This is a genomic window from Acinetobacter sp. GD03645, from assembly GCF_029845285.1.
In the GTDB taxonomy this organism is placed as follows: domain Bacteria; phylum Pseudomonadota; class Gammaproteobacteria; order Pseudomonadales; family Moraxellaceae; genus Acinetobacter; species Acinetobacter corruptisaponis.
Genome location: NZ_JAOCLL010000006.1, coordinates 132,649 through 159,188 on the forward strand (window position 1 = coordinate 132,649; position 26,540 = coordinate 159,188).

The window sequence follows — 26,540 nt, forward strand, 5'->3', positions numbered from 1 at the left end:
ATCTCAGAACGTTTGAACCCCAAAAAGCGGTGTTTTATTTTTTTCGCCCGCAATTTCCCTCACAAGTTTCGGAACCAGGTAACCTGGTAAACTTGCCAATACATCACTGTATATCTGATCTATCTCTGAAGACCTTAAATCAAAATGCTGAGCCCCTTTGACTTTATCCAAAACATGCAGGTAATAGGGCATTACCCGCGCTTCAAATAAACGGAAACTCAACTCATGCAAAATTTTTGCAGAATCATTCACACCTTTTAATAAAACCGCCTGATTCAGCACGGTTATGTGATGGAGTGATAACTGTAATAACTTTGAGCAGGTGAAACCATCCAGTTCAGCTGCATGGTTTGAGTGTACCACTACTATAATGCGTAGCCTACTGTTTTTTAATATAGAAATCAGTTCTTCATCAATACGGTTTGGAATAACGATGGGAACACGTGAATGAATTCTCAGTATTTTAATCTGTGGGAGGGAGGCAAGACGCTCCAGCCAAAGTGAAATTTTTCGATTTGAAAGCGTCAGTGGATCGCCACCACTTAAAATCACTTCATTGATCAGCGGATTTTGCTCAATATATTGCCTGATATGTGGCCAGTCATCATTTTTAGGTAGATTTTCCTGATAGGGAAAGTGACGGCGAAAGCAGTAACGGCAGTGAATTGCACATGCACCTGTTAAGGTCAGTAAAAAACGCGACTGATATTTATGTAGAACGCCAGCCATCTGGTTGGCTGCCTCTTCACCCAGTGGGTCGGTGACAAACTCAGGATGTTCCTCAAGTTCCAGATGATGGGGGAGGACTTGTAGCAACAGGGGATCAAGGGGATCGCCAATGCTCATTTTTCCGACGAATGCACGCGGGACACGCAATTTAAACTTTTCAGAGGCGAGGATTGCCCCTGATAATAGCTGATCGGTGGATAACTCAAGCAGATTTAACAGCTCCAGAGGGTCAGTAATGAGGTCACTCAGTTGTGATTGCCAGTTTTGCTCTTGATGTAAATAGTTTATCATGCCATACGTTAAAAATAGTGTGAGGACTATGCCTGTACGTGTAGTCTAGCATTAATAGAGTTGAGTTTTAAGTTTGGAGTGCGCCTTTCATGGCCTATTATTCTACAAATGATTTTAAAGCAGGCCTCAAGGTTATGCTTGATGGCAACCCATGTTCAATCATGGAAAACGAATATGTAAAACCAGGTAAAGGTCAGGCGTTCAACCGTGTGAAACTGCGTAACCTGCGTTCTGGTAAGGTATTGGAAAAAACTTTCAAGTCAGGTGACTCTTTGGAAGCCGCTGATATTGTTGAAGTTGAAATGGATTACCTCTACAACGATGGCGAAATGTGGAACTTCATGGACCCTGTATCTTTCGAGCAAATCGCTGCTGACAAAACTGCAATGGGTGATGCTGCGAAATGGTTAAAAGACGATTCAAATGAAAAATGTACCATCATGTTGTTCAATGGCGTACCTTTAACTGTGAGTCCACCGAACTTTGTTGTGCTTAAAATCGTTGAGACTGATCCAGGTGTACGTGGCGATACTTCTGGTGGTGGCGGAAAGCCAGCGAAACTTGAAACAGGTGCTGTGGTGCGTGTTCCATTATTCGTACAGCAAGAAGAAAGTGTTCGTGTAGACACGCGTACAGGTGACTATCTAGAGCGTGCATAATCGTAAATGAGTAGCACTGCTACGCAAGATATACGATTCTCTAAGGGATGATTAAACAATCATCCCTTTTTTTATGCCAAAGTATTAGATAAATAATTTTTGATAAAAGATAAACTGACAAAGATATTTTTCTACAGAAAATAGAGAAAGGGAAATCAAAATAACCACAAGTTATGTATTGGAGAGGTTTTGAATGGAGACAACACAAGCAAAATCAACACTTCCCTCAAAACTCCTATGGAGTTTGGTTGCCATAGTCGGGGCAATTTCATTTGGGATATTGGCGGTGAGTCGCGGTGAGCATGTCAATGCAGTCTGGCTGGTTCTCGCTGCGGTCTGTGTCTATAGCATTGCATATAGGTTCTATAGTTTATTTATTGCAAATAAGGTATTTGAGTTAAATCCCAGACGTTTAACACCAGCGCATCGCTTAAATGATGGTCTGGATTATGTCCCGACCAATAAATATGTTTTATTCGGACATCACTTTGCAGCGATTGCGGGTGCAGGACCGTTGGTGGGACCAATTCTAGCAGCGCAGATGGGTTATTTGCCTGGAACAATCTGGCTTCTGGTGGGTGTGGTGATTGCTGGGGCAGTGCAGGATTTTCTGGTTCTGTTTATTTCCACACGACGTGATGGTCGTTCCTTGGGAGAAATGGCAAAGCAGGAACTTGGAACTTTTGCAGGTGTCATTGTTATGCTCGGCACATTGGGCGTAATGATCATTATTCTTGCAGTATTGGCTTTAGTTGTTGTAAAAGCCTTGGCCCATAGCCCGTGGGGTGTGTTTAGTATTGCCGCCACCATTCCAATTGCCCTGTTTATGGGCATTTATATGCGTTACCTACGCCCAGGAAAAATTGCAGAGGTATCCATCATCGGTTTTGTGCTGATGATGGCTGCAATTGTGTTTGGTGGTGATGTGGCGAAAGATCCATATTGGGGGCAATTGTTTACCCTCAGTGGAACACAGCTGACCTGGGCACTGATCATTTATGGCTTTATTGCCTCAGTATTGCCAGTTTGGTTGCTATTGGCACCGCGTGACTATCTATCCACTTTCCTTAAAATCGGTGTGATTGCAGGTCTGGCTGTTGGGATTATCTTTGCCATGCCTGACCTGAAAATGCCTGCGGTGACCCATTTTATTGATGGTACAGGTCCTGTATTTGCAGGCAGTTTATTCCCTTTCCTATTTATTACCATTGCCTGTGGTGCGATTTCAGGTTTCCATGCGCTGGTTTCTTCTGGAACAACCCCAAAACTGGTTGATAATGAAGTCAATATCCGCATGATCGGCTATGGTGGGATGTTGATGGAATCTGGCGTTGGGATAATGGCAATGATCTGTGCGACAGTGCTTGATCCTGGTGTTTATTTTGCGATTAATGCACCAGCGGCTGTTCTCGGTACAACGGTGGATACGGCTGCGGAAGCGGTGCGTAATCTAGGTTTCATCGTCACACCTGAGATGCTGACTGTGCTTGCTCAGGAAGTTGGTGAAAGTTCAATCCTTTCCCGTACGGGTGGCGCGCCAACCTTTGCGATTGGTATGGCACATATCATCTCTGAAATTTTCAATAGCCGTTCCATGATGGCATTCTGGTATCATTTTGCCATTCTGTTTGAAGCCTTATTCATCCTCACTGCGGTAGATGCGGGAACACGTGCCTGTCGTTTCATGGTGCAAGATACGGTCGGTATCGTGGTGCCAGCGGTGAAACAATCCAGTTCATTCTTTGGAAATCTGGTTGGAACCTTTGTTGCGGTTGCAGGCTGGGGCTTCTTTGTTTATCAGGGCGTGGTTGATCCACTGGGTGGGATTAACTCATTGTGGCCGCTATTCGGTATCGGTAACCAGATTCTTGCCTCAATGGCATTGATTTTGGGTACAGTCATTTTATTCAAGATGAAAAAAGAGAAATATGTTTGGGTCACCATTGTCCCAACAATTTTCCTGTTCATTACCTCAATGACCGCGGGTTGGCAAAAGATTTTCCATGAAAATCCAAAGATTGGTTTCCTTGCGCAAGCCAACCGTTTTTCTGATGCGATTGCGCGTGGTGAGGTGCTTGCTCCAGCCAAAACTGTTGCTGAAATGCAGACAATTGTCATGTCCAATCAGATCAATGCCGCATTGTGTGGCTTCTTTATGATTGTGGCGATTGTGATGGTAATTGCCTCAATTGGAATTGTACGCCGTGCATTGCAAAGTTCTGTGCCTACTGTCAATGAAGCACCCGCAGTTTATTCAGAAACACCGATGACTGCGAATAGCATCAAGGGAGAGTAGGCATGGATTTTAAGATCGCTCGGCAGGGTGGTTCTGTGATTGTAAAGATCATTAAGTTCACGATCCTGTCACAAAAACACCTGATTTTTTCGCCCAAAAATTGGTCGAGGATTGCGGTTTTATGGCAGAACCTGCAAAAAAGTTTTCGTTTGATGGTCGGTGTCCCTGACTATGAAAATTATGTACAGCACATGCAAAAGCATCATCCTGATTTGACACCGATGGATGCCAAGACATTTTATCGTCATTGTATTGATTCACGCTACCCGTCAGCAGGCGGTAATATGAAGAAATGTCCTTGCTAGAAATCTTTTGATTTCTTTGAAAAAAACCTAAAACAGTGTATGTTGAGACATACACTGTTTTATTTTTGGGAGAATATAATGTGGGGCACGGAAAAAGCTTCGGTTCAAGACAAAAAACAACAAAACCAAGAATTAGAACAAGATATTAAAAGCTTTAGCCAAAAGATCGATAAATTTTTAGTAGAAGTGAACCAGCTTATTCTGGATAAACCACAACAAACTAAACTTGCCCTGACCTGTTTACTGGCAGGCGGTCATGTGTTGTTTGAAGACTTACCTGGTTTAGGCAAAACCACGTTGGCCAGTGCACTGGCGCGTTTGGCTGGACTGCATTTCCAGCGTATTCAGTTCACCAATGACATGCTGGCAAGTGATGTGATTGGAATCAATATCTTTAATCAAAAAGAACATTTATTTGAGTTTAAGAAAGGTCCGATTTTTACCCAGATTTTGCTGGCCGATGAAATTAACCGTTGTAGCCCCAAAACACAGAGTGCCTTGCTTGAGGCAATGGAAGAGGGGGCAGTCACGGTGGATGGGATTCATTATGAATTGCCACAGCCATTCTGGGTGTTGGCTACTCAAAATCCGCTGTTTCAAAGTGGAACGTATGCCTTGCCTGAGTCGCAGCTTGACCGTTTCCTCATGCGTTTATCTTTGGGTTATCCATCACGGCAGGCAGAAAAATTGCTGCTACAGCAAAGCTCACGTCAGGTTTTGATTCATCAGTTGGATGCTGTATTTAATCAGGCTGATATTCTGCATTTACGTGAATTGGCAAAACAGGTTTTTCTCAGTGATGCAGTGTTAAATTATATTCTTGATTTAGCAGCTGAAACCCGTAAGCAACGACATGGACTTTCTACCCGCGGCGTATTGGCGCTCAAGGCGGCAGCACAGGCCTATGCACTGGTTGAGGGACGAAGCTTCGTCACAACCGATGATGTGCAAACGGTTTTTGTGGCAGTGGTTGCCCATCGTTTAAGTCTGGGAGAGGTTGAGGTGAAACAGCTTTTGCAGTCAGTTGATACCTTATAGTTGAGAGTGGCTTATGCAGAATGGACTTAGGCAGCGAGTACAGCATTGGATTGCAAAACGCTTTCAGGTAGAGGGTACTAAAATACTGTTGCAGAAAGATGTTTTGGTTTTCATTTATAAGCAGGGTTTTTTATATCTTATTTTGATTCTGATTACCTTTATTGCTGGGATTAACTATGCCAATAACCTGATTTTAGGATTCTGCTTTTTAATCAGTGCCATTTTATGTATTAGTTTTTACCTGACTTTCAAACAGTTGCACGGCTTACAAATTGAAGTTGTGACTCCAGAAATTGGACAGGTTGAACAGGCTTTAATGCTCAAGCTGCTGTTTAAACAGCCAGCAAATAACAGTCGATATCTGCGGGTGCAATGGCAGCAACAGGAACAGATTTTTTATTTGGATCAAACACAACAAATTTTAGAATTGCCTATTCTTCCTCAAAAGCGGGGGATCTATGAGGTAGGCTCAGTGAAAATTTATTCCACCTATCCTTTAGGACTGGTACGGGCTTGGACTTATCTATATCCCAAACAGAAAGTCTGGATTGCACCCAAAGCCCATGACTGGCAGAAAGAGCATAAACATCAGAGCACAAATGCGAATGACAGTCTGGATGAGTTTAAAGAGTTGAGAGCATTTCAGCAGGGTGATTCCTATCAAAATGTCGCATGGAAGCAGGTTGCACGTGGGCAGGGATTTTTTATCAAGATGTTTGAAGCCCAGGCCAACCATCAACATCTGGAAATTGATTATCAACAGATTCCAACACAGGGACATGAAGAAAAGCTCAGTTTCATGATGGGCTTGATTGAGCAATGTGAACAGTTGGGGGATGACTATGCCGTGATTTTGCCACATGCGAGACTGGAAAGTGGACAAGGGCAATCACAGCTCATCAAGGCTAAACTTTTACTGGCGCAGGCTTGACGATGACCAAACAAATCTATTTCTGTATTTTGGCTGCGCTGGCATGTATCTTGATGGGGCAAGTCCCCTTTATTCCAGTTACCCTAAGTGGGTTATGGGGCGTTGTCTGGTTAACACTGGTCTGGCGATATAGCAAACACAGGATCAATCCATTTCCTAAACTGGTTTTGATATTGTTTACCTTACTATCATTAGGGCTGATTTATATCAACTATCAGACCTTGTTGGGTGTGGAGGCAGGTGTCGCTTTTTTAAGCACCTGTTTATTTGCCAAAAGTCTGGAGGCTAAAAATACCCGTGATCTACTGATCGTGTTCAACTTTGCTTTATTCGTTAGTGCAAGCTTACTGTTGCACAGTCAGGCATTCTGGATGGCGGTACTTGTATTCGCATCATTTGTGATGTGTTTGATGGGATTGTATCGGATTCAGACCAGCTTATTTAGCAACAACACAATATCCTCAAACCAGTTGAAACAGGACATTAAGCAGATTTTTAAGTTTGTGGGTATAGCAACGCCGTTCTTTATTTTACTGTTTGTCTTTTTCCCGCGTCTGCCCCCTCTGTGGTCAATTCCAATTCAGAAAGATCGGGCAACCACAGGCATCAGTGACCGCATGTCACCTGGGGATATTGCCGAGCTTTCGCAGTCCTCGGCTTTGGCTTTTCGTGTGGTCGCAAATATGTATCAGTTGCCAAGTCGCAATGAATTATATTGGCGTGCTTTGGTGCTGGATGAATATGATGGCACCACCTGGACCAGTAGTTTTTTTAATCAGCAAATCAAAAATATACAGTCTACCTCGCATAGTGTGCCGTACCAATATCTGCCTGCCGATGAACAGGCAAACTGGATTATGGGTTTGGAATATTCAGTTCCTCAGGGACGTTATTTACAGCTTTATCAGGATGATAGTATTCGACCAACCCGATTGATTAAACGTAATCAACCCATTCAAATGCAATGGTTGGGACGAACATCAACAGAAGCTGTTTCTTTGTCACCACGTCAACTTGAATTCAATATCAGGTTTAAAGAGGGCAGTGATAAAAAAGCCCAGCAATTGGCACATGAGTTGTTTGAGCAGAACCAACAGCAACCTGAAAAATACATTCAAGCAGTGCTGTCTTGGTATCGTAAAAATGGCTTTGTCTATACCCTGACACCTGGCACTTTGGGGGGGAATCGTATCGATCAATTCCTATTTTCCAGCCGAAAAGGTTTTTGTGAACATTATGCCTCCAGTTTTGTCATGTTGATGCGTTATGTGGGGATACCTGCACGAGTGGTGACAGGCTATCAGGGCGGACAACTTGCGCCTGATGGTCAAAGTTGGGAGGTTCGCCAACTGGATGCACATGCCTGGAGTGAGGTTTATCTCAATGGTAAGTGGAAAAGAATCGACCCGACTGCAATGATTGCCCCACAACGGATTGATGCTGGGATGCAGGATTATCTGGCAGAAGATCAAACAGTTTGGGGCGATAACCAAACACAGGCTTGGCGTGTACAGCAGTTTAAATTATTAAAAAATATGCGTATCTGGAGCGATTACCTAAGTTATCAATGGCAAAGCAAAGTCGTGGGTTATGATGCCGAAAAACAAAAAAACTGGTTAGCTCGACTGGGGCTGGATTCAAGCTATGGCTCTGCTGTGGTTCTCATTTTAGGAATAGGTGGTGTTTTAATGCTCTACGTTGGTTTTTATTGGTGGAGACAAAGCAGACGCCAAGAGCAATATCAACGTATCATTTTTAAATTTCAAAAACAGTTACCGAAACATTTGCAAAAATATCCTGCTGAAACTTTCCATAGCTGGATCAAACGTTTGTCGTTACTTGTTGAGGATCAACAATCATTTGAACAAGTGATTGTGTTATATCAAAAAATCGTGTTTTTAGAACAAAAGGATGGTTCTGATATTCATCAATTCAGGAAGTTGCTTAAAGACTGCGCGATTGCACTCAAACAGTCCCAAAAAAACTTGTGAATACGCTGAAAAATGAATATTATGCTTGTCATTCTAGGTGTATAGCTCAGTTGGTTAGAGCGCTACGTTGACATCGTAGAGGTCTCCAGTTCGAGTCTGGATATACCTACCAAATTTTAATGCTAAATTGGTCAGCTTGATGGTTTAAAATCATCAAAATTTTCGTCAAAAACACCTTATTATTTCCGTTTTAGCACCAAATGGACACCAAGTTTTTACTTGGTTTTCTGTGTTGGTGCTGCAACGACACCAAGGTGATTTTATGCAAAAACCAGTGAAGCGTGGCAATGCTTGGTGTATCCAAGTCCGTTATAAAAATCTTCGTGATACCGCAACTAGAGATACTGCTCGTGAATGTGAGCAATGGGCTGCTATACGTCTGCTTGAGATGAAAGCAGAGTATGATCCTAAAAAAACTCAAGAACAAAAACCTTATTTTTCATTCTATGGACTTTGTCAAAAATACTATGATGAAGAAGGTTGTAAGAAAAGAGGCAAATCTTTCATTGAGCAACAAATAAAAAAAGAAACATTTAAAAAGTATTTTGGTGATCTTGCAGAAAAATCAATATATGAAATTGAACCAATTGACATAAAGAATTGGCGAGATAAACGTTTAAAGGATGTCACATCTGGAACGGTACATAGACAAATGTGCCTGTACACTTCTGTGTTTAATTATGCTAAAAATGAACTTTTCATGATTAAAGAAAATCCATTTGCTCAAGTAGTAAAACCTGAAAAGCCCCCATCTCGCAACCGATTAATAAGTCCAAGTGAAATAGAAATCATACTTCAAGCACTTAATTATAAAATTGGTACTACACCTAAAACGCCACGGCAGTATGTTGCTTGGGCTTTTCTTTTTGCGATAGAAACAGCGATGCGAAAAGGGGAGATTGTAGGAATTACTTGCAATAATATTCACGCTGATTATGTACACTTACCGATCACTAAAAATGGTGATGCTCGTGATGTGCCATTATCAAAAGAAGCCCGTGAACTTCTTGACCTGGTTCCTCACACTGACCGAGTAAAATTAATTCCTCACAACTCAAATTCATTTCGCTTAGTTTGGCAAAGGGCAATTGAAAAAACTGAACTACATAATATTGTTCATTTCCATGATACACGGCATGAAGCTATTACTTGACTTGTGAACAAGCGTAAATTGCCAGTTGAGATACTTGCCCGATCAGAACAGAAGCAAAACCCAAAAAGTTTTTCAGCAATATCCATATTTAAAAGTCTTTAATGGAGAGATCTTCCAAAATCAAAAGGTCTATACACCCAAACAGATTTATATCTATAGCCAGCCCTATAAACGTGACACTTCTTATCTGAATGACATGATTGCTTTTTTTTAAGTATGAAAATATGGAGTTTGACTTTGTTATTTTAGTTTTAACTAGTAAGTTACTTAAAATTTCTAGAGTTGTTGTAAGATTCAGCTAATCTAAACTCCTACCATGGTATAAGATCGAATAGCATTGCTATTTCTAGATAGATAGTCTATTTTATAAATATGAACTATTCAAATTTACCTAAAAGACCACGTGGTCGGCCCACTAAACATGGAAGCAACTATGCAGATACGAAAGACGTATTAATACGTCGTGGTATTGAATTGCTTACAGAACGGGGAATGAATGCCATGAGCCTAGATGATCTCATGAAGCCTATTCAGATTCCTAAAGGTTCGTTCTACCATTATTTTGAGAACAAAGAAGCATTTATTTTAGAAGTCTTAAAGGCCTACGAAATTTATTTTGCGAGACGATTGAATAAATTTTTAAGCCAACCAGATCTTCCCCCAGTAGAAAAACTACAAAACTTTGTAAAAGACGCTGGAGAAAAGTTACAAAAATATGATTATAAGCGAGGCTGTATTCTCGGTAATTTAGGGCAAGAGGTTTCTTATTTAGCGCCTGAAATTATTGATCGAATAGAAAGTATTTTTCAGGTGTGGCAGAAAATGGTTTCTGACTGTTTACATGAATTTTACTCTCAATATAGCTTAACAGATTGTAAGGAAATGGCTTACCAATTTTGGATTGGATGGGAAGGTGCCGTTCTTAGAGCACGTTTAATCAAATCTACGAGTCCTTTAGAAGCATTTTTTCGCTTGTTTACATTGGGCGTAGAACAGTTTAATAGTGTAAGAAATTGATTAAAAAAATGCAGAAAATGCATTTATTTTTTAATCAATTCTAGTCGATAGGTCTAATTAAATAAAGAGGATGTTTTATGTACACAGGTATCTTAATCACTAAAGATGACGCTGGTTATGTCTCAAAAGTTGCTGAGATTACTCCAAATCCTTTGCAGGAAAGAGAGGTTAGAGTTGAAGTAAAATATTCAACATTAAATTATAAAGATGCTTTAGCCATTACTGGGCGTTCGCCAGTAGTACGCAGTTTTCCATTAACACCAGGCATCGATTTTTCAGGTGTTGTAATTGAATCAGAACATCCAGCATGGAAACAAGGAGATGAAGTTCTATTAAATGGTTGGGGTGTTGGGGAAAAATACTCTGGCGGATTAGCTGAACAAGTGACTGTTTCAGGTGATTGGCTCATACAAAAACCTTCTGCTTTTTCTTTTAAAGATACGATGATTATTGGGACAGCAGGTTATACAGCTATGCTGTGTGTCATGGCTTTGCAAAAGCATGGAATCAAACCAAGTGATGGAAAAATTTTAGTAACGGGTGCAAATGGCGGAGTGGGTAGTATTGCCATTATTATTTTGAGTCATCTTGGCTATGAGATTACAGCATCAACTGGTAGACCCCAAGAATCAGAATATTTAACCTATTTAGGTGCGAGTGAAATTATTGATCGCGCTGAATTATCTTCACAAGGAAAGCCGCTAAATAAGGAAATTTGGGCAGGTGTAATTGATACTGTGGGTAGTCATACTTTAGCCAATGCATGTGCTAGTACAAAATATCGTGGTGCTGTCGCTGCGTGTGGTTTAGCTGGTGGAATGGATTTTCCTGCAACAGTTGCTCCATTTATCCTGAGAGGGATTACCTTATATGGAATTGATAGTGTTATGGCACCAATCGAGCTAAGAAAAGAAGCTTGGGAGCGTTTAGCTAAAGAACTAGATAAAATAAAACTGGAAACAGTAACGACTGAAATTCAGTTAACAGATGCTGTAAATATTTCAAATGAAATTTTAGATGGAAAAATAAGAGGTAGGATTGTTGTAAAAGTATAATTTTTAAAGTGGATTTTCAAAATGAGATTTGGCGTAGATCTCATTTTTTAGATGAGGATATTCCCATTAGTCAATTCATTCCCTTTATTTAATTTTTAGTCAATAGAGTTATTTAAATTATGACCAGTACTTATATAAATGTACAAGACACAGCATTTATCAAGTACTGGTGGAGTTAACTGGTGGATCTTTGATGAAAAAGACACTTAAGTTTCAGTATTATTTTAAGGATTTTTGCCATAGTGACTTTACAGATATAGTAGTTATTCCCTCAAAATTTTTATCATAATTAATTAGATTATGTTATGCCTGTCTAATTTTTGCGGGTTTTTCAATGAGTGGGTTCCAAAATGAAAGAAACCCAAAATCAATCTTTGCTTCGAGCCCATATCAGCCTTTGTATGACTTTTGAATTTCTTGTAAAATACTCCCTTGTGAAGATGTAGACATAAATATAATAAATGATATGTTATAATATATCAATTGATGGTTTTTAGGTCGTGTATACTTATAATAAAATACATATCCAGTTTGCTAGTTATTTAGCTGAAAAATATCTATTAAAAATTTTAATTACAGCACTTCATTAATGGTGCTAAATTTAAGTAAAACAATTAAATGATTTAATTTTACAAGTCATACTTTAGACTTGATTTATTGTATCAATAATTTTGATAATATTTATATATTTTGTTTATAACCGATCGAGAAATTAATAAAATCAACTAAATCATCTTCAATATTTAACAGTTCATCAAATTTATTTTGACAGATATAACGAAAAATAATTTCATAAGCTCCGCCAATCGCAGCATCATAAAATAAATCAGGAACAGCTACCCACAATTCAGGTTGTTTGATCTTAATAGCACTATGAATTAATTTAAGTCTTTTTCCTAATTCTGAAAAAAATAAATTGCGTTGCTCTAAACATCGACTCCCAGCTTTTGGGAATTCAATTGCCCATGCCTTAGTGAAGTCCTGTTCAGTAACACACAGTTGTAAATAGGCACGTAGAGAGGACCTGATCCATTGATCACCGTTGCTCCCCTGAGCTTTGATATCCGTAAGCACTTGTTCATACAAGGCTTTTCGACCTAAATCATCAGCGGCAAGAAAACAATCTTCTTTATTTTCAAATATTTCATAAAATGCCTGTTTAGATACTCGTGCTGTTTTAACAATGTCAGCAATCGTTGTGGCAGCAAACCCCTTTTCAGCGAATACACTAATTGCTGCTTTAACTAAACGTCGACGTTGCTTTTCACGTGTTTCTTCGGTTAAGAGGCTGGTACGGCCTCTGGGTAAGCCTGCAGCTTGAGTATCGTAAGCACCAGAAAGTTTTTCCACACTAAATCTTCTACAAATTTTTAATCTTAGCAAAGCTATCATTAACCCGTTTATTGCTCAAGATTGTTTTGTTTAAACAATCTTCAATTGAAAAATAAATATATAAGTTTCAATTGGATGAAAAATATTGATTGACTAAGAATGCAAAGCAAACTACAAAAGAACCAATAAGTACTTTTGTGAATTGGAAATAATATGTCTACCTTAGAAGCTATTAAAATTAGTCAATCTTCCACAGCACATCGTTTGAAAGCTTCTTTCCCTGTCAGACGCTTAAGTTTTGATTTCACCAGTTCAAAGCGTTATTGGTTTGATAATGATGCTTATTTCACCCATTTGATGAATGCAATGTCCGCTATTTTTCCTCAGGGGGAATTGATGCTAATAGAAGCTTTGAGAAATATTCGGGACAAAATTGATGATCCTCTACTTCAAGCAGAAATCAGTGCTTTTATCGGACAAGAAGCCATGCATGCTAAAGAGCATTTGGCATTTAATCGTTATGCTGATGAACAGCAGATTAATATCGATAAATTACAGAATGAAGTTAAAGCCTTGTACGCCATAATGCAAAAAATATTGCCAAGTATGCATATCATGTCAATTGGGTGTGCGATTGAACATATTACCGCAACCTTAGGGGCTGAACTTTTACGCAATGATCATTGGAATAATCGTTTAGTTGGTCCAGTTGCTGAACTATGGCTTTGGCATGCAGTTGAAGAAAATGAACATAAAGCAGTATTCTTTGATGCATATGTCGCCTCAGGCGGGGGATATGTATCACGTATTTTTTATATGACCTTCGCAGGCAGTATTTTAACTTTCTTAATTGCAAATAACACACGACGATTGCTTAAAGCAGATCGAATGCTTTCTCTGAAAGGTATAGCGCAGTTCCTCAAACAGGGAGTCGGTCATCGAGGATTATTAACCTTACAAACCGTTAAAGATTTTTTAGATTATTATCGACCTGATTTTCATCCTTTTGATCATGATACCAAGGCTTTAGAAAAACTCTGGCAGCAACGTTTGGATCTAAAAATTTAAATCTTAGGGAAATACATAAATGAAAACCACATCAAATATTGATGCAAGTTATATTCAAGCACAATCAGAAGAAGTTGTAGAACGATTTCTGACTGCTTTGGTTGAACAAGATCATAATGTGATTAGAGAACTCCTTCATTCAGATGTGCTTTATACAAATGTTTCTTTACCGACTTTTAGAGGTGGAAAACGGGTTGCTGGTTTAATCAAACTTGCGCTCAGTAGCTCAAGAAAGTTACAAGTTAAAAATCATCAAATCGTAGCAAAAGAAAATATTGTACTCACCGAGCGTACAGATATTGTAGAAATTGGACCATTGCATATTGGATTTTGGGTATGTGGCACATTTAAAGTGGAGAATGGAAAAATAATTTTATGGCGTGATTATTTTGATTGGTTAAATGTGAGCCAGGGGTTGCTCAGAGGAGTTTTCGGGATAGGAATAACTGGTTTACGTCCCAAGATATAGATTTTTAAGATATTTTTTGAAATTTTTGACTTTTGGTAGTTGTGTATCTTTAAGGTTAAAAATAAGTAGTGTATTTGGCTGATAGTGTTTTTGCGAACAAAGTCCCAAAATGATATTTTATCTTATTTAATAAGTTCTAAAATGGAACTTTAGAAAGAAAAGAGTTGAGTTGTTCTATGAAAGTTCTCGTATCAAGTAAAATGTCATCAGGAAAAATCAAAGATAAGATTAATCAAAAGATTGCTCAAACGGCAGGGGCTTTAATCGGAGTTGTAAAACCTGAAAAACAGGTTTTATTACCAAGGGAATATGAACTTAGTCCGCATGTGTATTACAAACGTTTTGGTAGTACGCATTATGGAATTATGGTACCTGACTTGCCTGAACCATTCAGGTATTTATCGTGGGCATCCGTAATCGGTTATATTGGTTTTGCTATAACGGATTCAGAATACAAAATATCTCCGGATGGAAAAGGGGATACGGCATCATTGGTACATGGAACCGCTTTATCTACTTCAGATGATGCTTATCAAACGTATTCGATTAAACGTGATTTAACGTTTCAAAGAAAACCCTTTGCAGTTCAATTTAAAAATCACACATCTTTGACTCAGCATGGGAACAATTATTTATTAGAAACATATCGTGATGATTTAAAAGTTGAATTAACACTTGAACCAACTCAAGCAATTACTTGGTTTGCACATAGTGAACTTTATAAGCATTTCAGTACGCTTATGCGTTACACGGGATGTATTACACAACAAGGCATTAAAAAAAATGTTGACGGAATATGTACGTTAGAGTCATGGAAAGCAGTTTCTACATCCTTATTAAGGAATACTTGGTTAGTTGATAATATTCAGCTACCAGTGAAGATTTTTAGTTACCAAGTAATTAATATTGATGAAAAACAACAGCTTTTACTAGTTTTTGTTTGTTATCAAGATCAGCCTATCATAACATCTGTTTATTACCGTCATGTTGATGGTATATCAATACAATATAATGGCGAAGCTCATTTTGAGGTAATGGAATTACAGCATAAGCCTAAAATTACGCCTGATGGTTTCTTGATGGATGTTCCAAAAAGTTTTGTATGGACTGCATATCATAACGATAAGAAAATTTTAGATATTAAAGCAAATGTTGATACCGAATATTGTTATGGTTTAGCAGCTGGATTTGTTTCTGCTTATCAGTGGCAAGGGGAGTTTTGTGACCAAAAAGTTAGTGGTAGGGGGTATTTAGAATATATTGATAGACGATAATCTTTATGTGACTGATTTAAAATTAATAATTTTGGATAAATTGAAAGTGATTCAAATTAATTCACTATTTAGCTGTTTTTCTATAATCCCTTTTACAGACTCTCTGTAAGTGTATGAGTTAAACTTTCTGCAGGATTTTATAAAGAAGCTTTGGATTTTATGATAATACAAAGTTATGGCAATTCCATCTTTAAGGTGAGATTGAAATTGTTGAGGAGCTCTAAATGGATGAGCGAAGATCAGAGCAAAATCAGGATACTCTCTTTGATCCATACTAAGGATATTCTGAAAGGCAAAGGGGCAAGATTGGATAAATTTGAGTTTTAGTATGCATATCTTGATTAAGATATAAACTCAAATCCTTTAGAATTTGAGTTTATTGATAACACCATCTGATCAATCTGAAGACAGAATGATAATCTAAAGATCATTAAAACAGACTAGAATGAATCAATCGTAATGAGGTTGTCATAAGGCAATTTTCCAACTCTCGGGTAAGGTTGCGATGCTGATTTACCAACAGCAATCATTAAACACACTACATGATCTTCAGGTAAGTTAATGAGCTTTGCCATCGCATCAAAGTCAAAACCATCCATAGGGCAACTGTCTAAACCATGTTCTTGAGCAAGTAACATCAACGTTTGAGCAAAGATACCCGCGCTACGCATGACTTCGTCACGTTGGGTTTGTGGACGGTCACGGTAATATTGGTCAATTGCGCCAACCATAATATTTTGAACTTCTGGAGAAGCCCCATCCCATACATGCTTCGCATCAACTTCCCAAGTACTGACTTTTGCACATAAAACAATTAATAATGATGATTCTGTAACTTGTGGCTGATCCCAGGCAATTGCTCTTATCTGCTTTCTTAATTCAACATTCTCAACTAGCACGGGTCGCCAGTGCTGAAGGTTAAAGGCACTCGGTGCATTTTCCATGACACTGCTTAATAAGTTCTTTTTATCTGTATCCGAGATTTTGAAGTCTGGGTCAAAGCGTTTAATGGCACGGCGTTGTTGAATTGCATCGATTACATTCATACATGATATCCTTGAATCTTTTTTGGAAAAATTATTGGCATTGATAGCGAAGTGCGACTTCGCTTGAGGAAAAGTTAGGTAAAAGTTTTAAACGTGAATTTTGATAAGTTTTCCACAAATTTTCATCTTTTAAAACAGGGATTGTTATTGTTTCGCGTTGATCAAAGCCAATCAACGCTGCATCAACAAGTTGATCCACATCCATCATTGGAGGCATTTGACTGATATCGGCACCTGAACGTTCCCATATTGCGGTTTTTGTCGCAGAGGGGAGCACAGCCTGAATATAAACATTGGTTTCTTTGAGTTCTAAGCTCAGGCTTTGACTAAAAAATTCAACAAATGATTTACTTGCCCCGTAGACAGTCAGACCAAACTCTGGGGCAAGGCCAACTACTGATCCAAGATTAATAATAGCACCCGCGTTTTGAGGGATTAATCTTTGTAGAATTGCGTGAGATAAGCGGACTAACGCTGAGATATTTAAAGAAATCAGTTTCTCAATTTGTTCTAAATCCTGTTCTAAAAACTGACCACTAACGCTAATTCCTGCGTTATTGACCAGTAGATTAATTTGAGGATCGGATTTGAGTCGGTTTTCAATTGATATTACATCTTCATTTTTAGATAAATCGACAGCCATGACTTCAACTTGGACGCCATATTGTTGTTGGATTTTTTGCGCGATTTGTTTCAATCGGCTTTGATCTCTTGCTACTAGAATTAAATCATACCCGCGTTTTGCCAGACGATCTGCATAGACTGCACCAATACCTGAAGATGCGCCTGTTACCAGTGCTTTAGAATGTTTATTCATAATTGCTTCTCTTTAGATTATGATTGTAATCTAAACCTGTATTTTTTTGATGTCAATCATAATCAATGTATAATCGAATTATTGCTATCCATGTTGAGCATTGCCAATGAAAGTGACCAAGACTCAGGTTAAAGAAAATCGTGAGAAGATTGTGACTAAGGCGACTGAGCTATTTAAAAGCAAAGGTTATGATGGCATTGGAATTGCTGAATTGATGTCCAGTGCAGGTTTCACACATGGCGGTTTTTATAAGCATTTCAGTTCTAAACTAGACCTAATTCAAATTAGTGTAAAAAATGGTGTTGAACAAGTTTTAAAACAAATTGATGGGCTAAGCTTGAAACAATTTATTCAACTATATGTTTCCAGGCAGCATCGAGATCATGCTGATCAAGGCTGTACTTTGGCCGCTTTATCCTGTGATGCGGCAAGGCAACCTGAGCAAGTCAAACAAGAGTTTGAAAATGGTATCGAACATTTACTGCAATTTATTATGGATGAACTTGCTACACATTCTACTGACGAAGATGCTGAGCTTCGAAAAAAAGCGATTTGTATCTTATCTCAGTCGGTTGGGGCCGTAGTATTGTCTCGGGCATGCCCTGATAATACGCGTTTATCAGATGAAATATTGTTCAATTGTAAAGAGGATTTAATAAAATTTATAGCTGAATAATCTGTGGATGCTTTCTTAATCAAGTGTTTTATCTCAGAATCATTATCATCATAATTAGCCTAAATAGTTTGATTCGATTCAGGCTAAAACACTGAGCTCATGCACCTATATATAAAATCAAGCCACAGAATGCAGAAGCAAAAATCACATACATGACTTTAACTTCAAAATGGAATAAGGCAACAAATGCTCCAATTGCAATGGATGCAGCTTCATAGTTAAAGGGATGATTGAATCCATTCGGCCATAAAACGTGATAGCTAAAGAAAAGTGCCAGATTTAAAATTACACCCACTACAGCAGCAGTGATTGCTGTTAATGGTGCAGTAAATTTTAACTGATTGTGAGTTGATTCAATCACTGGGGCGCCAGCAAGAATAAAAATGAAAGAAAACAGGAATGTAAACCAGGTAACAATGACGGCACCTAAAGCACCAGCTAAAAATAAATGGTCACTTCCTAATAATGCATGATTGAAGCCACCTAGAAATCCTACAAAGGCAACCACCATAATTAGGGGGCCAGGGGTACTTTCTCCGAGCGCTAAGCTATCAATCAGTTGGCATATAAGCCATCGAAAATGTGATTCGATAATGCAAATAGTTGATCATCATCATTTATCTGACTTCGAATACCTTGAATAACTTTTTCAATACCGATTGCTTCGGGAGGCTCAATCCCTCCTACATCAAGGTAATGAACAATTTCAGTGATTCTCTTTAATGCAGGTGTTTCTAAATTAAAACTATGTAAAAGAACTTCGAAAGTCACCCAGTGATTAATGTGGCTGAACGTTGCTCCATCAAAATCGAATCCAAATGCATCTTTGGGGCAGTTACTTGGCGTTTCTAACCAAATGAATGTTGGTGAGGTATCTATAAAGTCTTGATTACCGTTGAATCCAGATCGTAATCGTATTCCAAATATGAATTTGGATTTAGCAATACACACGACGATTTCATTTCTAACTAATACCCATCAGCAGCATTATAGTTAGGCATTGGAAATGCAAAGGCATCTAGAATAAATTATATTCAAGATGCCTAGATTTGGATGATTTATTTAAGATGTGCAATCAGTTTATCAGCTTCTATTTCCCCTTGAACGCGTAAACTTTTTAATTCATTGCCATTATTGTCGATAAAAATGAGTGCAGGTGGGCCATACAAATGCATGGCTTGTAGCCATTCTTTTTGTACTTGGCTACTTTCACTCATATCAAAACGTATCCTTTTGTATTTCGAAAATGCTTCAATCACACGGCTATCACGAAACGTTGAACGTTCCATAACTTGGCAAGCAGCACACCAATCGGCAGATACATCGATCACAACGGTCTGTCTATTTTGTTTGGCTTGATCTAGTAAGGCTTGTAAAGCTTTTGGTTGGCTCACTGTTTCAAAGACTACATTCGCAGGTTTAGTGGTATCAGGTGATACTGCCGTATGGCTTAAAGCTGCAAGTGGGTGTAATGGATCATCTTGGCCTGTTGCAGCTCCGATCCATAAAAATAGCGCCAATACGCTAAGTCCAAGCCCAAATGCTTTGACTAGACGATCTTTATGGTTTTTTGCTTGTTCAAAAGCGCCTAACCAAACTCCATAGCCCCCAAGTAAGGTGCCCCACATCCATAGTGTAACACTTCCAGTCCAAACGCGAGATAGTAACCAAATTGCGACAGCGATTAATCCAACACCAAAAATACTCTTGATTTGCTCCATCCAGCTTCCAGAGCGTGGCAATAATTTAGCACTTGTCGTACCTAGGATAATCAATGGAATCCCCATACCTAGTCCTAGACTAAATAATGCCATTCCACCAAGTAAGGCATCACCTGTGGCACTGATATAGACCAATACACCCGCTAAAGGTGCAGAAACACAGGGTGAAACAACAAGTGCTGAAAGTGCGCCCATCAGTGCAACCGAACCAATGCGCCCGCCTTTTTGTCGTTGAGAGAATCGATCTAATTTGTTTTGAACAAAATGCGGGAGTTGTAGGGTGTACACACCAAACATGCCGAAAGCTAAAACAATAAACAAAATAGCAAAGCTGATAAGTACCGCTGGTGATTGTAGCCATAGTTGAAGATTTGCTTTCGCACCGAAATACCCCATGAGCGTTCCCATGATGGCATAACACACCGCCATGCCCAGTACATAAGCAAGGGACAGTTTAAAACCTCTCCATCCTGTCAATCGCTCACTTTTTTCACCCGCAATCAAACCTGAAAGAATCGGCATCATGGGAAATACACAAGGTGTAAATGCAAGACCTGCACCTAAGACTAAAAGTGTTAATAAAATGAGTGGCACACTCGCATGATTTAAAAATGCAGCAAGACTAGAGGCGTTATTCAGATCGTAATTTTCATCTTTATTTTTTACATGACTTATGGTTTCTAGTGTGGTGTTGGGCTTTTTAATACTAGTTGCAGAAACCAATTTTAATCCTTTGGGATGAATGGTTAGCACTTCATCTACAGGTGGAAAGCATAAGCCACTATCAGCACAACCTTGGTAACGCAATTTGATTTGAACTGTTTCTGGTTGGCTATTACCTAAATGGGTGATGCCAACTTTCATTGTTGCAGCATCATGAAATACAGCAACACGTCCAAAATTAGGATCTTGTTTCCACGCCATATGACCAGCAAACTCGCTTGTACCTATCGTCACATCTTTTGGTGTGAAGACTTCTACATGAATTCGATCTCGATACAAACTGTAATTGGGCGCAATTGTCCATTTCAAATTTAATGCAGCTTGATTTTGATCTGGTTGTACTTTTAATGAAAATGCCTGTTCGACAGGCAAGAAGCTATCTTGAGTTGTATCCACAACTTTCGAGAAATCAGGTGCAGCAGCATTCACGATTTGCAGTGATAAAAAACCTAAAATTAAAACAATAAAAATATGCAGTGTAGATCTATAAACATCTTGAATCGGATTGAAGAACGTTCTCATCCAGACATCCCCTAATTTCATTTATACGGACGTACATTTTTTGATGGATGAAGCGTACTGAAGTTAATCACAACTTGCCTTAACACTTGCTTAAGCCATTGCTGGATTGTCTTAAGCAAGTGTTAATGTTTGACCGATTGCATTTCATTAGTCTATGAGCTGAGGAAAATGTGGAGTCAGTCGATGGCTTGGGAAAAACAAACGTTAGCAAAAATAAAATGGCGAATTGCAGTTTTAGCATTACTGGGTTGCGCTGGTGCTTTAAGCGTCAGCACAATTCAGGCAGCAGAACCGTCAGCAGTTTCTGCGAACAATAAAATGTTGCCAGCGAGCGATATTAATTGGTCGAAATATGCAGGGAAAGTGGTTGTGATTGACTTCTGGGCCAGTTGGTGTGGCCCTTGTCGAGAATCTTTTCCTTGGATGAAACAAATGCAAGCCAAGTACGGAAAGGATGGATTGATTTTCGTAGGAATCAATGTAGACAAAGATCCTGCATTAGCGCTCAAGTTTATTCAGCAATATCAGCCTAATTTTGAAATTAGATCAGACCAACAAGGAAAGTTAGCCAGCCAATTTAAGGTACCAGGAATGCCTTCCACATTTATTCTTGGGCGCGATGGTCAGCCAGCAGCAAAACATCAAGGTTTCTTCAAGGCCAAAGAAGCCGAGTATGAGGCTGAGATTGTGCGTTTACTTTCCAATAAAAATCCTTAATCAGAGGTGAAATTTGAAACTTAGTCTAAAGATATTAACCAGTCTAGGCATCTTACTGCCGAGTCTGTTGTTATCAGCATGTAGTCATATGCCAACGAAGATGCAAGCTTTAGGGGTTAAGCCCTGGGAGCGTGATATTTTGGCTCGTCCAGCAATGCAATTAGATGCTGCACCATTAGATGCAGCTTATGATGAACATATTTATTTTAGTAAAGAAGCAGCCAGTGGCGGTCGTGGTTTTGGTGGTGGAGGTTGCGGATGCAATTAACAAAAAAATCAGCACGCCACATTGCGCTTGCTTTGACTCAGGCTTCAACAGTTTTATTAAGTAGTCACGTTGCACATGCTGAAACGACAGCGACATCTAGTAAAGAAAGCACAACTTCACCTTTTAGTTTATCTAAAATCGTAGAGCCAGGTTGGAAAGTCGATACTGCGGTGCTGATGTATAAAGAGGCGGATAGTCGTGTTCAAGCAATCGAACCTAGTCTGCGTTTTGAAAAAGACTTTGGTGATCAACATATTTTATCTGGAAAAGTTGTTGTTGATTCACTCACAGGTGCTTCACCCAATGGCGCGACATCAGCCAATGTTCCACAAACTTTTACAGGACCATCAGGTAATGCTGCGAAACCAACGCCAGCAAACCAATTACCATTAGATGATGAATTCCATGATACACGTGTTGCAGCATCCGCAAATTGGCAACAACCGATTGCACCAGATATGAAGCTAAATGTAGGTGGAAATGTCTCAAATGAGTATGATTTCAGATCAATCGGAGCAAATGCGAGTATTGCGAAAGACTTTAATGACAAGAATACCACTGTGTCATTGGGTGGCGCATTTGAGTATGACAGTATCGATGCCGTTGGTGGTGCGCCAGTACCTCTAACTCCACAATTGGACGGGCAGAAACAACAAGGTACAAAGAGCAAAAATGTTTCTGATGTTTTGCTCGGTCTGACGCAAGTGATTGACCGTCACTCATTGGTACAACTCAATTATTCATTATCGATGAGTAATGGTTATCAAAATGACCCATATAAAGTTTTGACGCTAGTCGATGCCAATGGCAATTTAATTGCTGATCAGGACTTTGCAGCGGGCAGTAATTTTTACCTATTTGAGAATCGTCCAGATAAAAGAACACGTCATAGCTTCTTTGGTGAATACAAATATGGGTTTGATCGTGGTGATGTTGCCGATGTCTCCTATCGTTTTACCACAGATGACTGGGGCGTTAAATCACACACATTTGATGCAAAATATCGTTATGCAGTTAATGAGAAATATTTTGTAGAACCCCATGTTCGTTACTATACTCAAACAGCTGCTGATTTCTATCATAGCTACTTAAAAGTGGGGGACGGTATTGAACTGGATGCTCAAGGTGAACCTGTTCCAACCGTACAATATGCATCGGCGGATAGTCGCTTGGGTGCGTTTGATGCAACGACCTACGGCGTTAAGTTTGGGATGAATCTTGCAAATGACCGTGAGCTGAGTTTCCGCGTCGAACAATATGATCAGAAAGCCAAAGATCTAAAACCGATTGGTGGGAATTTAGCAGGACAAATTTTGCAACCAGATTTATCGGCAACGTTTGTTCAACTTGGTTATAGTTTTAAATGGTAATAATTTAACCTAAGCTGTTAAAACCTATTACTTTCGAGTGGTAGGTTTCATAATTTATCCTGATTTAAACTAAGCCTGAGTATGATGTCTCATAGATTAGAATTAATACAAGAAAATGATGCGCTTCATCAAATTCGCTTTACTGCGATGGCAAGCCCTTGCCAAGTGTTATTAGATCATACTGATTGGACGAGTGCAGCACATATTGCACAAGCTGTTTATGCAGAATGTTTACGCATTGAACAAAAATATAGCCGTTATCGGGATGATAGTTTTTTATCTGCTCTGCATCGCAATACAGACTGTTGGTTTGATGTGGATGAAGAAACAGCAAAATTATTTGATTTTTCTGAAATTTTACATCAATTGTCCGAAAAAAAATTTGATATTACCTCTGGTGTACTTGGAAAAATTTGGCATTTTGATGGTTCAGAGCAAGTTCCAACTATTGAGCAAATCAATCAGCTTTTGCCTCATATTGGTTGGGACAAAGTAAAATGGAATCAATCTCAGAAAAAAATTTACTTACCTCAAGGAATGTCGCTCGATTTTGGTGGAATTGGTAAAGAATACGCAGTTGATCGTTGTGCCGAAATCATTGAGCAATTAAGTCAGCAAGCTTATTTGGTCAATTTTGGTGGAGATCTCAGAGCTAAAGGACCAAGAAAATCAGGTTTGGCATGGCGAATCGGTTTAGAAACACCTGAACCAAACAATCAAGCTCAAGCCTATTTTGATTTAAATACAGGAGCTATGGCGACCAGTGGCGATAGTAAAAGGTATCTGTTTAAAGATGGTGTTCGTTATAGCCATATTTTAAATCCATTAACAGGGGCCTCTGTAAAAGATGCACCGCGTTCAATTACCGTTTATGCTCAAACCTGTATTCAAGCTGGCATGTTAGCGACCTTAGCAATGTTAGAAGGTGCAGGTGCAAAACGGTTCTTAGCAGAACAATCAGAGGGACAAGCATGGATTATCGACTAAGTGGACAACGTATTTTTTTAGTTGAAGATGATCTTATGCTAGGTGAGTCTTTATCTGAAATCTTGCAAGCTCAAGGTGCAGAGGTAAATTGGCATAAGAATGCTGAACGGGTTATGAGTTGCTTGCAAACGTCAAGCTATGACTTGATGATTTTGGATATTGGTTTACCTAAAATTTCAGGTTTTGAGTTACTTGCCCAATTACGGGAAATGCAACAAGACTTGCCTGTTCTGATTTTATCGGCACGGGACATGATTCAAGACCGAGTTTTTGGTCTCGATCTTGGTGCAGATGATTATGTTTTAAAACCTTTTGATTTGTCTGAATTACTGGCAAGAGTACGCGTACTGATTAGAAGACGTAGTGGGAGAGCACAATCTAAAATTAAAGTGGGTGAAGTATGTCTTGATCCTAACTCACATCAGGTCTCTTATTTAAATCAGGTGGTGAATTTATCACGTCAGGAATATCGCCTGCTAAAACTGCTTATGGAAAATATTGGACAAGTGATTACACGGGATCGACTTGAAAGCACTTTATTGGATAAAGATGAATTGGAAAGTAATGCGCTTGAAGTGCATATTCATCATTTACGCAAAAAAATATTTCCTCAGTTCATTAGAACCATACGTGGCGTTGGTTATTTAGTTCAAGTAGAAGCCTAATGTCAGCAGTTTTGTCTATAAAAAAGCAGGTTGTCAAGACCAGTTTAACCGCCCTTATAATTGCGTTGATTGTGAGTAGCATTCTCGGCTATCTGGCTATTAAGCATGAAGTGGGTGAGCTGTTTGACGCAACTTTAATTGATAATACACGAATTATAAAAGGCTTAATTGATTCAGAACATACCAAACAAAATTGGGCTGATTTGCAAAATAGCCTTGATGAAACCTTGCTTGAACATATTGATCGGACAGATCAGCGCTTTAATGGACATGCCTACGAGAAAAAAATCGCAATTCAGGTATGGACTCGTGAAGGCGATTTGATCTTGCGTTCTGCCAGTGCCCCTAATCATGCATTGGCACCGTTAAAGGAGGGTTTGGTAAGGTTCGATGGGGATGATTACAACTGGATGGTTTATACCGTCTGGTTGCCAAACAAGAAAAAATGGTTAACTGTTGCAGAACGGTCGGACATTCGTCAGGAACTCTCTAGAAATGTTGAGGCCAGTTTATTGCTTGCGCTGATCATTGCATTGTTTTGTGCGATTGGATTGTTAAAAATTCAGCTTAAAAAAGCATTTGCGCCGTTAGTGGAACTGGGAGAAAAAATTTCTCAACGTGATTTTAATGATTTAAGTGCTTTGGAGTTACCCAACTCGCCAGATGAATTAAAACCTGTCATTACTGAGTTAAATGATCTATTTCAGCGAGTCGATTCCTCATTGGAACGTGAGAAACGTTTTCTTGCCGATGCTGCCCATGAATTAAGAACACCACTCACGGTGATTAAGCTACAGGTTGAACAGGCATTGCTTCAACCAGAATCACGCCAAATGATTTTGGAGCGACTATTGGCCAGTGTGGATCGCAATCAGCAGGTGGTTGAGCAAATGCTATTACTTGCCCGCTTAGAAGCGGGGCAAATGTTTATAAAATCATCATCAGTCATTTTTTCTGCCTTAATCAGGGAAACCATTGCACAGTTAATGCCATTGGCATTTAAACGGAATATTGAATTTGACTTAGAGGTTGCAGAAATTGGTGTAAATGGTGATTCAGCATTGTTACTTTCACTGCTACGAAATCTTTTTGACAATGCGCTAAGACATTCTCCAGATGATAGCCATATTAATATTAGGCTGTTTAAAAAAAATCAGCAGGTTATTTTTGAGGTTATTGATTCTGGAGTCGGAATCAATCCTCAATTTTTAGGTGAGGTGACAGGGCGTTTTAGTCAGGGTGGCGGCAGTGATGTCGGTGCTTCAGGACTGGGATTGGCCATTGTTTCTGAGATTGCACATTTGCATGGTATGAAACTGACTCTGAAAAATCATGAAGAACGGGGTTTGATGGTACGTTTGGTTTGGCAAAGCCAATGATTTATAAGCATCTGCATTCAATCTAAGACGTATTGATACTG

The 26,540-nt window shown here is 39.1% G+C and carries 24 protein-coding genes, 1 tRNA gene and 3 pseudogenes; 21 read left to right on the forward strand and 7 right to left on the reverse strand.

Going from position 1 to position 26,540, the window contains the following annotated elements; genetic code table 11:
- Nucleotides 1-3: 3 nt before the first annotated feature.
- On the reverse strand, nucleotides 4-1,020 hold the full coding sequence (gene epmB, locus N5J47_RS06595) for an EF-P beta-lysylation protein EpmB (protein ID WP_279960664.1): 1,017 nt from the start codon (nucleotides 1,018-1,020) through the stop codon (nucleotides 4-6).
- 89 nt (nucleotides 1,021-1,109) lie between these two features.
- On the opposite strand from epmB, the gene efp reads away from it, so the two are divergent.
- The 10 genes from efp (at nucleotide 1,110) to N5J47_RS06645 (ending at nucleotide 11,465) form a co-directional block, all read left to right on the forward strand.
- Nucleotides 1,110-1,679 (forward strand): elongation factor P, encoded by a 570-nt coding sequence (gene efp / locus N5J47_RS06600; RefSeq protein WP_004652839.1) that lies wholly within the window; start codon nucleotides 1,110-1,112, stop codon nucleotides 1,677-1,679.
- A 193-nt stretch (nucleotides 1,680-1,872) separates the two neighbouring features.
- Complete coding sequence (locus N5J47_RS06605; protein ID WP_279960665.1) at nucleotides 1,873-3,975, forward strand: carbon starvation CstA family protein; 2,103 nt, start codon at nucleotides 1,873-1,875, stop codon at nucleotides 3,973-3,975.
- Between the two features lie 2 nt (nucleotides 3,976-3,977).
- A complete protein-coding gene (locus N5J47_RS06610) occupies nucleotides 3,978-4,280 on the forward strand; it encodes a YbdD/YjiX family protein (RefSeq protein WP_267979100.1) in 303 nt (100 codons plus the stop codon).
- Nucleotides 4,281-4,358: 78 nt separating this feature from the next.
- Nucleotides 4,359-5,318, forward strand: a complete 960-nt coding sequence (locus N5J47_RS06615; protein WP_279960667.1) for an AAA family ATPase — start codon at nucleotides 4,359-4,361, stop codon at nucleotides 5,316-5,318.
- A gap of 13 nt (nucleotides 5,319-5,331) precedes the next feature.
- A complete protein-coding gene (locus N5J47_RS06620) occupies nucleotides 5,332-6,249 on the forward strand; it encodes a DUF58 domain-containing protein (protein ID WP_267979102.1) in 918 nt (305 codons plus the stop codon).
- Between the two features lie 2 nt (nucleotides 6,250-6,251).
- Entirely contained in the window at nucleotides 6,252-8,240 is a 1,989-nt protein-coding gene (locus N5J47_RS06625) for a DUF3488 and transglutaminase-like domain-containing protein (RefSeq protein WP_279960668.1), read from the forward strand.
- Nucleotides 8,241-8,275: 35 nt separating this feature from the next.
- A tRNA-Val gene (locus N5J47_RS06630) sits at nucleotides 8,276-8,352 on the forward strand.
- 150 nt (nucleotides 8,353-8,502) lie between these two features.
- A complete protein-coding gene (locus tag N5J47_RS06635; RefSeq protein ID WP_279960669.1) occupies nucleotides 8,503-9,393 on the forward strand; it encodes a site-specific integrase in 891 nt (296 codons plus the stop codon).
- Nucleotides 9,394-9,765: 372 nt separating this feature from the next.
- Nucleotides 9,766-10,410, forward strand: coding sequence for a TetR/AcrR family transcriptional regulator (locus tag N5J47_RS06640; protein WP_279960670.1), 645 nt, complete (start codon nucleotides 9,766-9,768; stop codon nucleotides 10,408-10,410).
- A 77-nt stretch (nucleotides 10,411-10,487) separates the two neighbouring features.
- Nucleotides 10,488-11,465, forward strand: coding sequence for an oxidoreductase (locus N5J47_RS06645; RefSeq protein WP_279960671.1), 978 nt, complete (start codon nucleotides 10,488-10,490; stop codon nucleotides 11,463-11,465).
- Between the two features lie 681 nt (nucleotides 11,466-12,146).
- Here N5J47_RS06645 and N5J47_RS06650 read toward each other — a convergent pair.
- Nucleotides 12,147-12,815: a TetR/AcrR family transcriptional regulator gene (locus tag N5J47_RS06650; protein ID WP_151798729.1), complete on the reverse strand. Its 669-nt coding sequence runs from the start codon at nucleotides 12,813-12,815 to the stop codon at nucleotides 12,147-12,149.
- A 195-nt stretch (nucleotides 12,816-13,010) separates the two neighbouring features.
- Between N5J47_RS06650 and N5J47_RS06655 the strand changes: the two genes are divergently transcribed.
- The 3 genes from N5J47_RS06655 to N5J47_RS06665 all read left to right on the forward strand — a co-directional run bounded on the left by N5J47_RS06655 (nucleotide 13,011) and on the right by N5J47_RS06665 (nucleotide 15,608).
- Nucleotides 13,011-13,865, forward strand: a complete 855-nt coding sequence (locus N5J47_RS06655) for a metal-dependent hydrolase (protein ID WP_279960672.1) — start codon at nucleotides 13,011-13,013, stop codon at nucleotides 13,863-13,865.
- A 19-nt stretch (nucleotides 13,866-13,884) separates the two neighbouring features.
- Complete coding sequence (locus tag N5J47_RS06660) at nucleotides 13,885-14,334, forward strand: limonene-1,2-epoxide hydrolase family protein (protein WP_279960673.1); 450 nt, start codon at nucleotides 13,885-13,887, stop codon at nucleotides 14,332-14,334.
- Nucleotides 14,335-14,510: 176 nt separating this feature from the next.
- Complete coding sequence (locus N5J47_RS06665; protein ID WP_279960674.1) at nucleotides 14,511-15,608, forward strand: DUF6670 family protein; 1,098 nt, start codon at nucleotides 14,511-14,513, stop codon at nucleotides 15,606-15,608.
- 440 nt (nucleotides 15,609-16,048) lie between these two features.
- Here the strand turns inward: N5J47_RS06665 and N5J47_RS06670 are convergent, their stop codons facing one another.
- Nucleotides 16,049-16,654: a nitroreductase family protein gene (locus N5J47_RS06670; RefSeq protein WP_279960675.1), complete on the reverse strand. Its 606-nt coding sequence runs from the start codon at nucleotides 16,652-16,654 to the stop codon at nucleotides 16,049-16,051.
- Nucleotides 16,655-16,685: 31 nt separating this feature from the next.
- Nucleotides 16,686-17,471, reverse strand: coding sequence for an SDR family oxidoreductase (locus N5J47_RS06675; RefSeq protein WP_279960676.1), 786 nt, complete (start codon nucleotides 17,469-17,471; stop codon nucleotides 16,686-16,688).
- A gap of 106 nt (nucleotides 17,472-17,577) precedes the next feature.
- Here N5J47_RS06675 and N5J47_RS06680 point away from each other — a divergent pair, with 106 nt between their 5' ends.
- Complete coding sequence (locus N5J47_RS06680) at nucleotides 17,578-18,147, forward strand: TetR/AcrR family transcriptional regulator (RefSeq protein WP_279960677.1); 570 nt, start codon at nucleotides 17,578-17,580, stop codon at nucleotides 18,145-18,147.
- Between the two features lie 97 nt (nucleotides 18,148-18,244).
- On the opposite strand, the pseudogene N5J47_RS06685 reads toward N5J47_RS06680, so the two are convergent.
- Both N5J47_RS06685 and N5J47_RS06690 read right to left on the reverse strand, forming a co-directional pair.
- A pseudogene (locus N5J47_RS06685) lies at nucleotides 18,245-18,733 on the reverse strand (chromate transporter); the annotation flags it as partial.
- A pseudogene (locus N5J47_RS06690) lies at nucleotides 18,703-19,029 on the reverse strand (chromate resistance protein ChrB domain-containing protein); the annotation flags it as partial. The pseudogenes N5J47_RS06685 and N5J47_RS06690, both read right to left, overlap by 31 nt.
- Here N5J47_RS06690 and N5J47_RS06695 point away from each other — a divergent pair.
- Nucleotides 18,974-19,141 (forward strand): annotated as a pseudogene (locus tag N5J47_RS06695) (potassium-transporting ATPase subunit KdpA); the annotation flags it as partial. The pseudogenes N5J47_RS06690 and N5J47_RS06695 sit on opposite strands and share 56 nt — an antisense overlap.
- 64 nt (nucleotides 19,142-19,205) lie before the next feature.
- Here the strand turns inward: N5J47_RS06695 and dsbD are convergent.
- A complete protein-coding gene (dsbD, locus tag N5J47_RS06700) occupies nucleotides 19,206-21,113 on the reverse strand; it encodes a protein-disulfide reductase DsbD (RefSeq protein ID WP_279960678.1) in 1,908 nt (635 codons plus the stop codon).
- A 183-nt stretch (nucleotides 21,114-21,296) separates the two neighbouring features.
- On the opposite strand from dsbD, the gene N5J47_RS06705 reads away from it, so the two are divergent.
- From N5J47_RS06705 to N5J47_RS06730, 6 genes are all read left to right on the forward strand, one after another.
- On the forward strand, nucleotides 21,297-21,830 hold the full coding sequence (locus N5J47_RS06705) for a TlpA disulfide reductase family protein (protein ID WP_279960679.1): 534 nt from the start codon (nucleotides 21,297-21,299) through the stop codon (nucleotides 21,828-21,830).
- A gap of 88 nt (nucleotides 21,831-21,918) precedes the next feature.
- The gene (locus N5J47_RS06710; protein ID WP_279960680.1) at nucleotides 21,919-22,098 is read left to right on the forward strand and encodes a DUF4266 domain-containing protein; all 180 of its coding nucleotides are present in this window, start codon (nucleotides 21,919-21,921) and stop codon (nucleotides 22,096-22,098) included.
- Nucleotides 22,089-23,468 (forward strand): DUF3570 domain-containing protein, encoded by a 1,380-nt coding sequence (locus N5J47_RS06715; RefSeq protein WP_279960681.1) that lies wholly within the window; start codon nucleotides 22,089-22,091, stop codon nucleotides 23,466-23,468. The genes N5J47_RS06710 and N5J47_RS06715 overlap by 10 nt, the downstream gene beginning before the upstream one ends.
- 84 nt (nucleotides 23,469-23,552) lie before the next feature.
- Nucleotides 23,553-24,455 carry an FAD:protein FMN transferase gene (locus N5J47_RS06720; RefSeq protein WP_279960682.1) on the forward strand — a complete coding sequence of 301 codons (903 nt, stop codon included), beginning with the start codon at nucleotides 23,553-23,555 and terminating at the stop codon, nucleotides 24,453-24,455.
- Nucleotides 24,440-25,120 (forward strand): response regulator, encoded by a 681-nt coding sequence (locus N5J47_RS06725; protein WP_279960683.1) that lies wholly within the window; start codon nucleotides 24,440-24,442, stop codon nucleotides 25,118-25,120. The genes N5J47_RS06720 and N5J47_RS06725 overlap by 16 nt, the downstream gene beginning before the upstream one ends.
- A complete protein-coding gene (locus tag N5J47_RS06730) occupies nucleotides 25,120-26,499 on the forward strand; it encodes an ATP-binding protein (protein ID WP_279960684.1) in 1,380 nt (459 codons plus the stop codon). Before N5J47_RS06725 ends, N5J47_RS06730 begins: the two co-directional genes overlap by 1 nt.
- Nucleotides 26,500-26,540 lie beyond the last annotated feature (41 nt).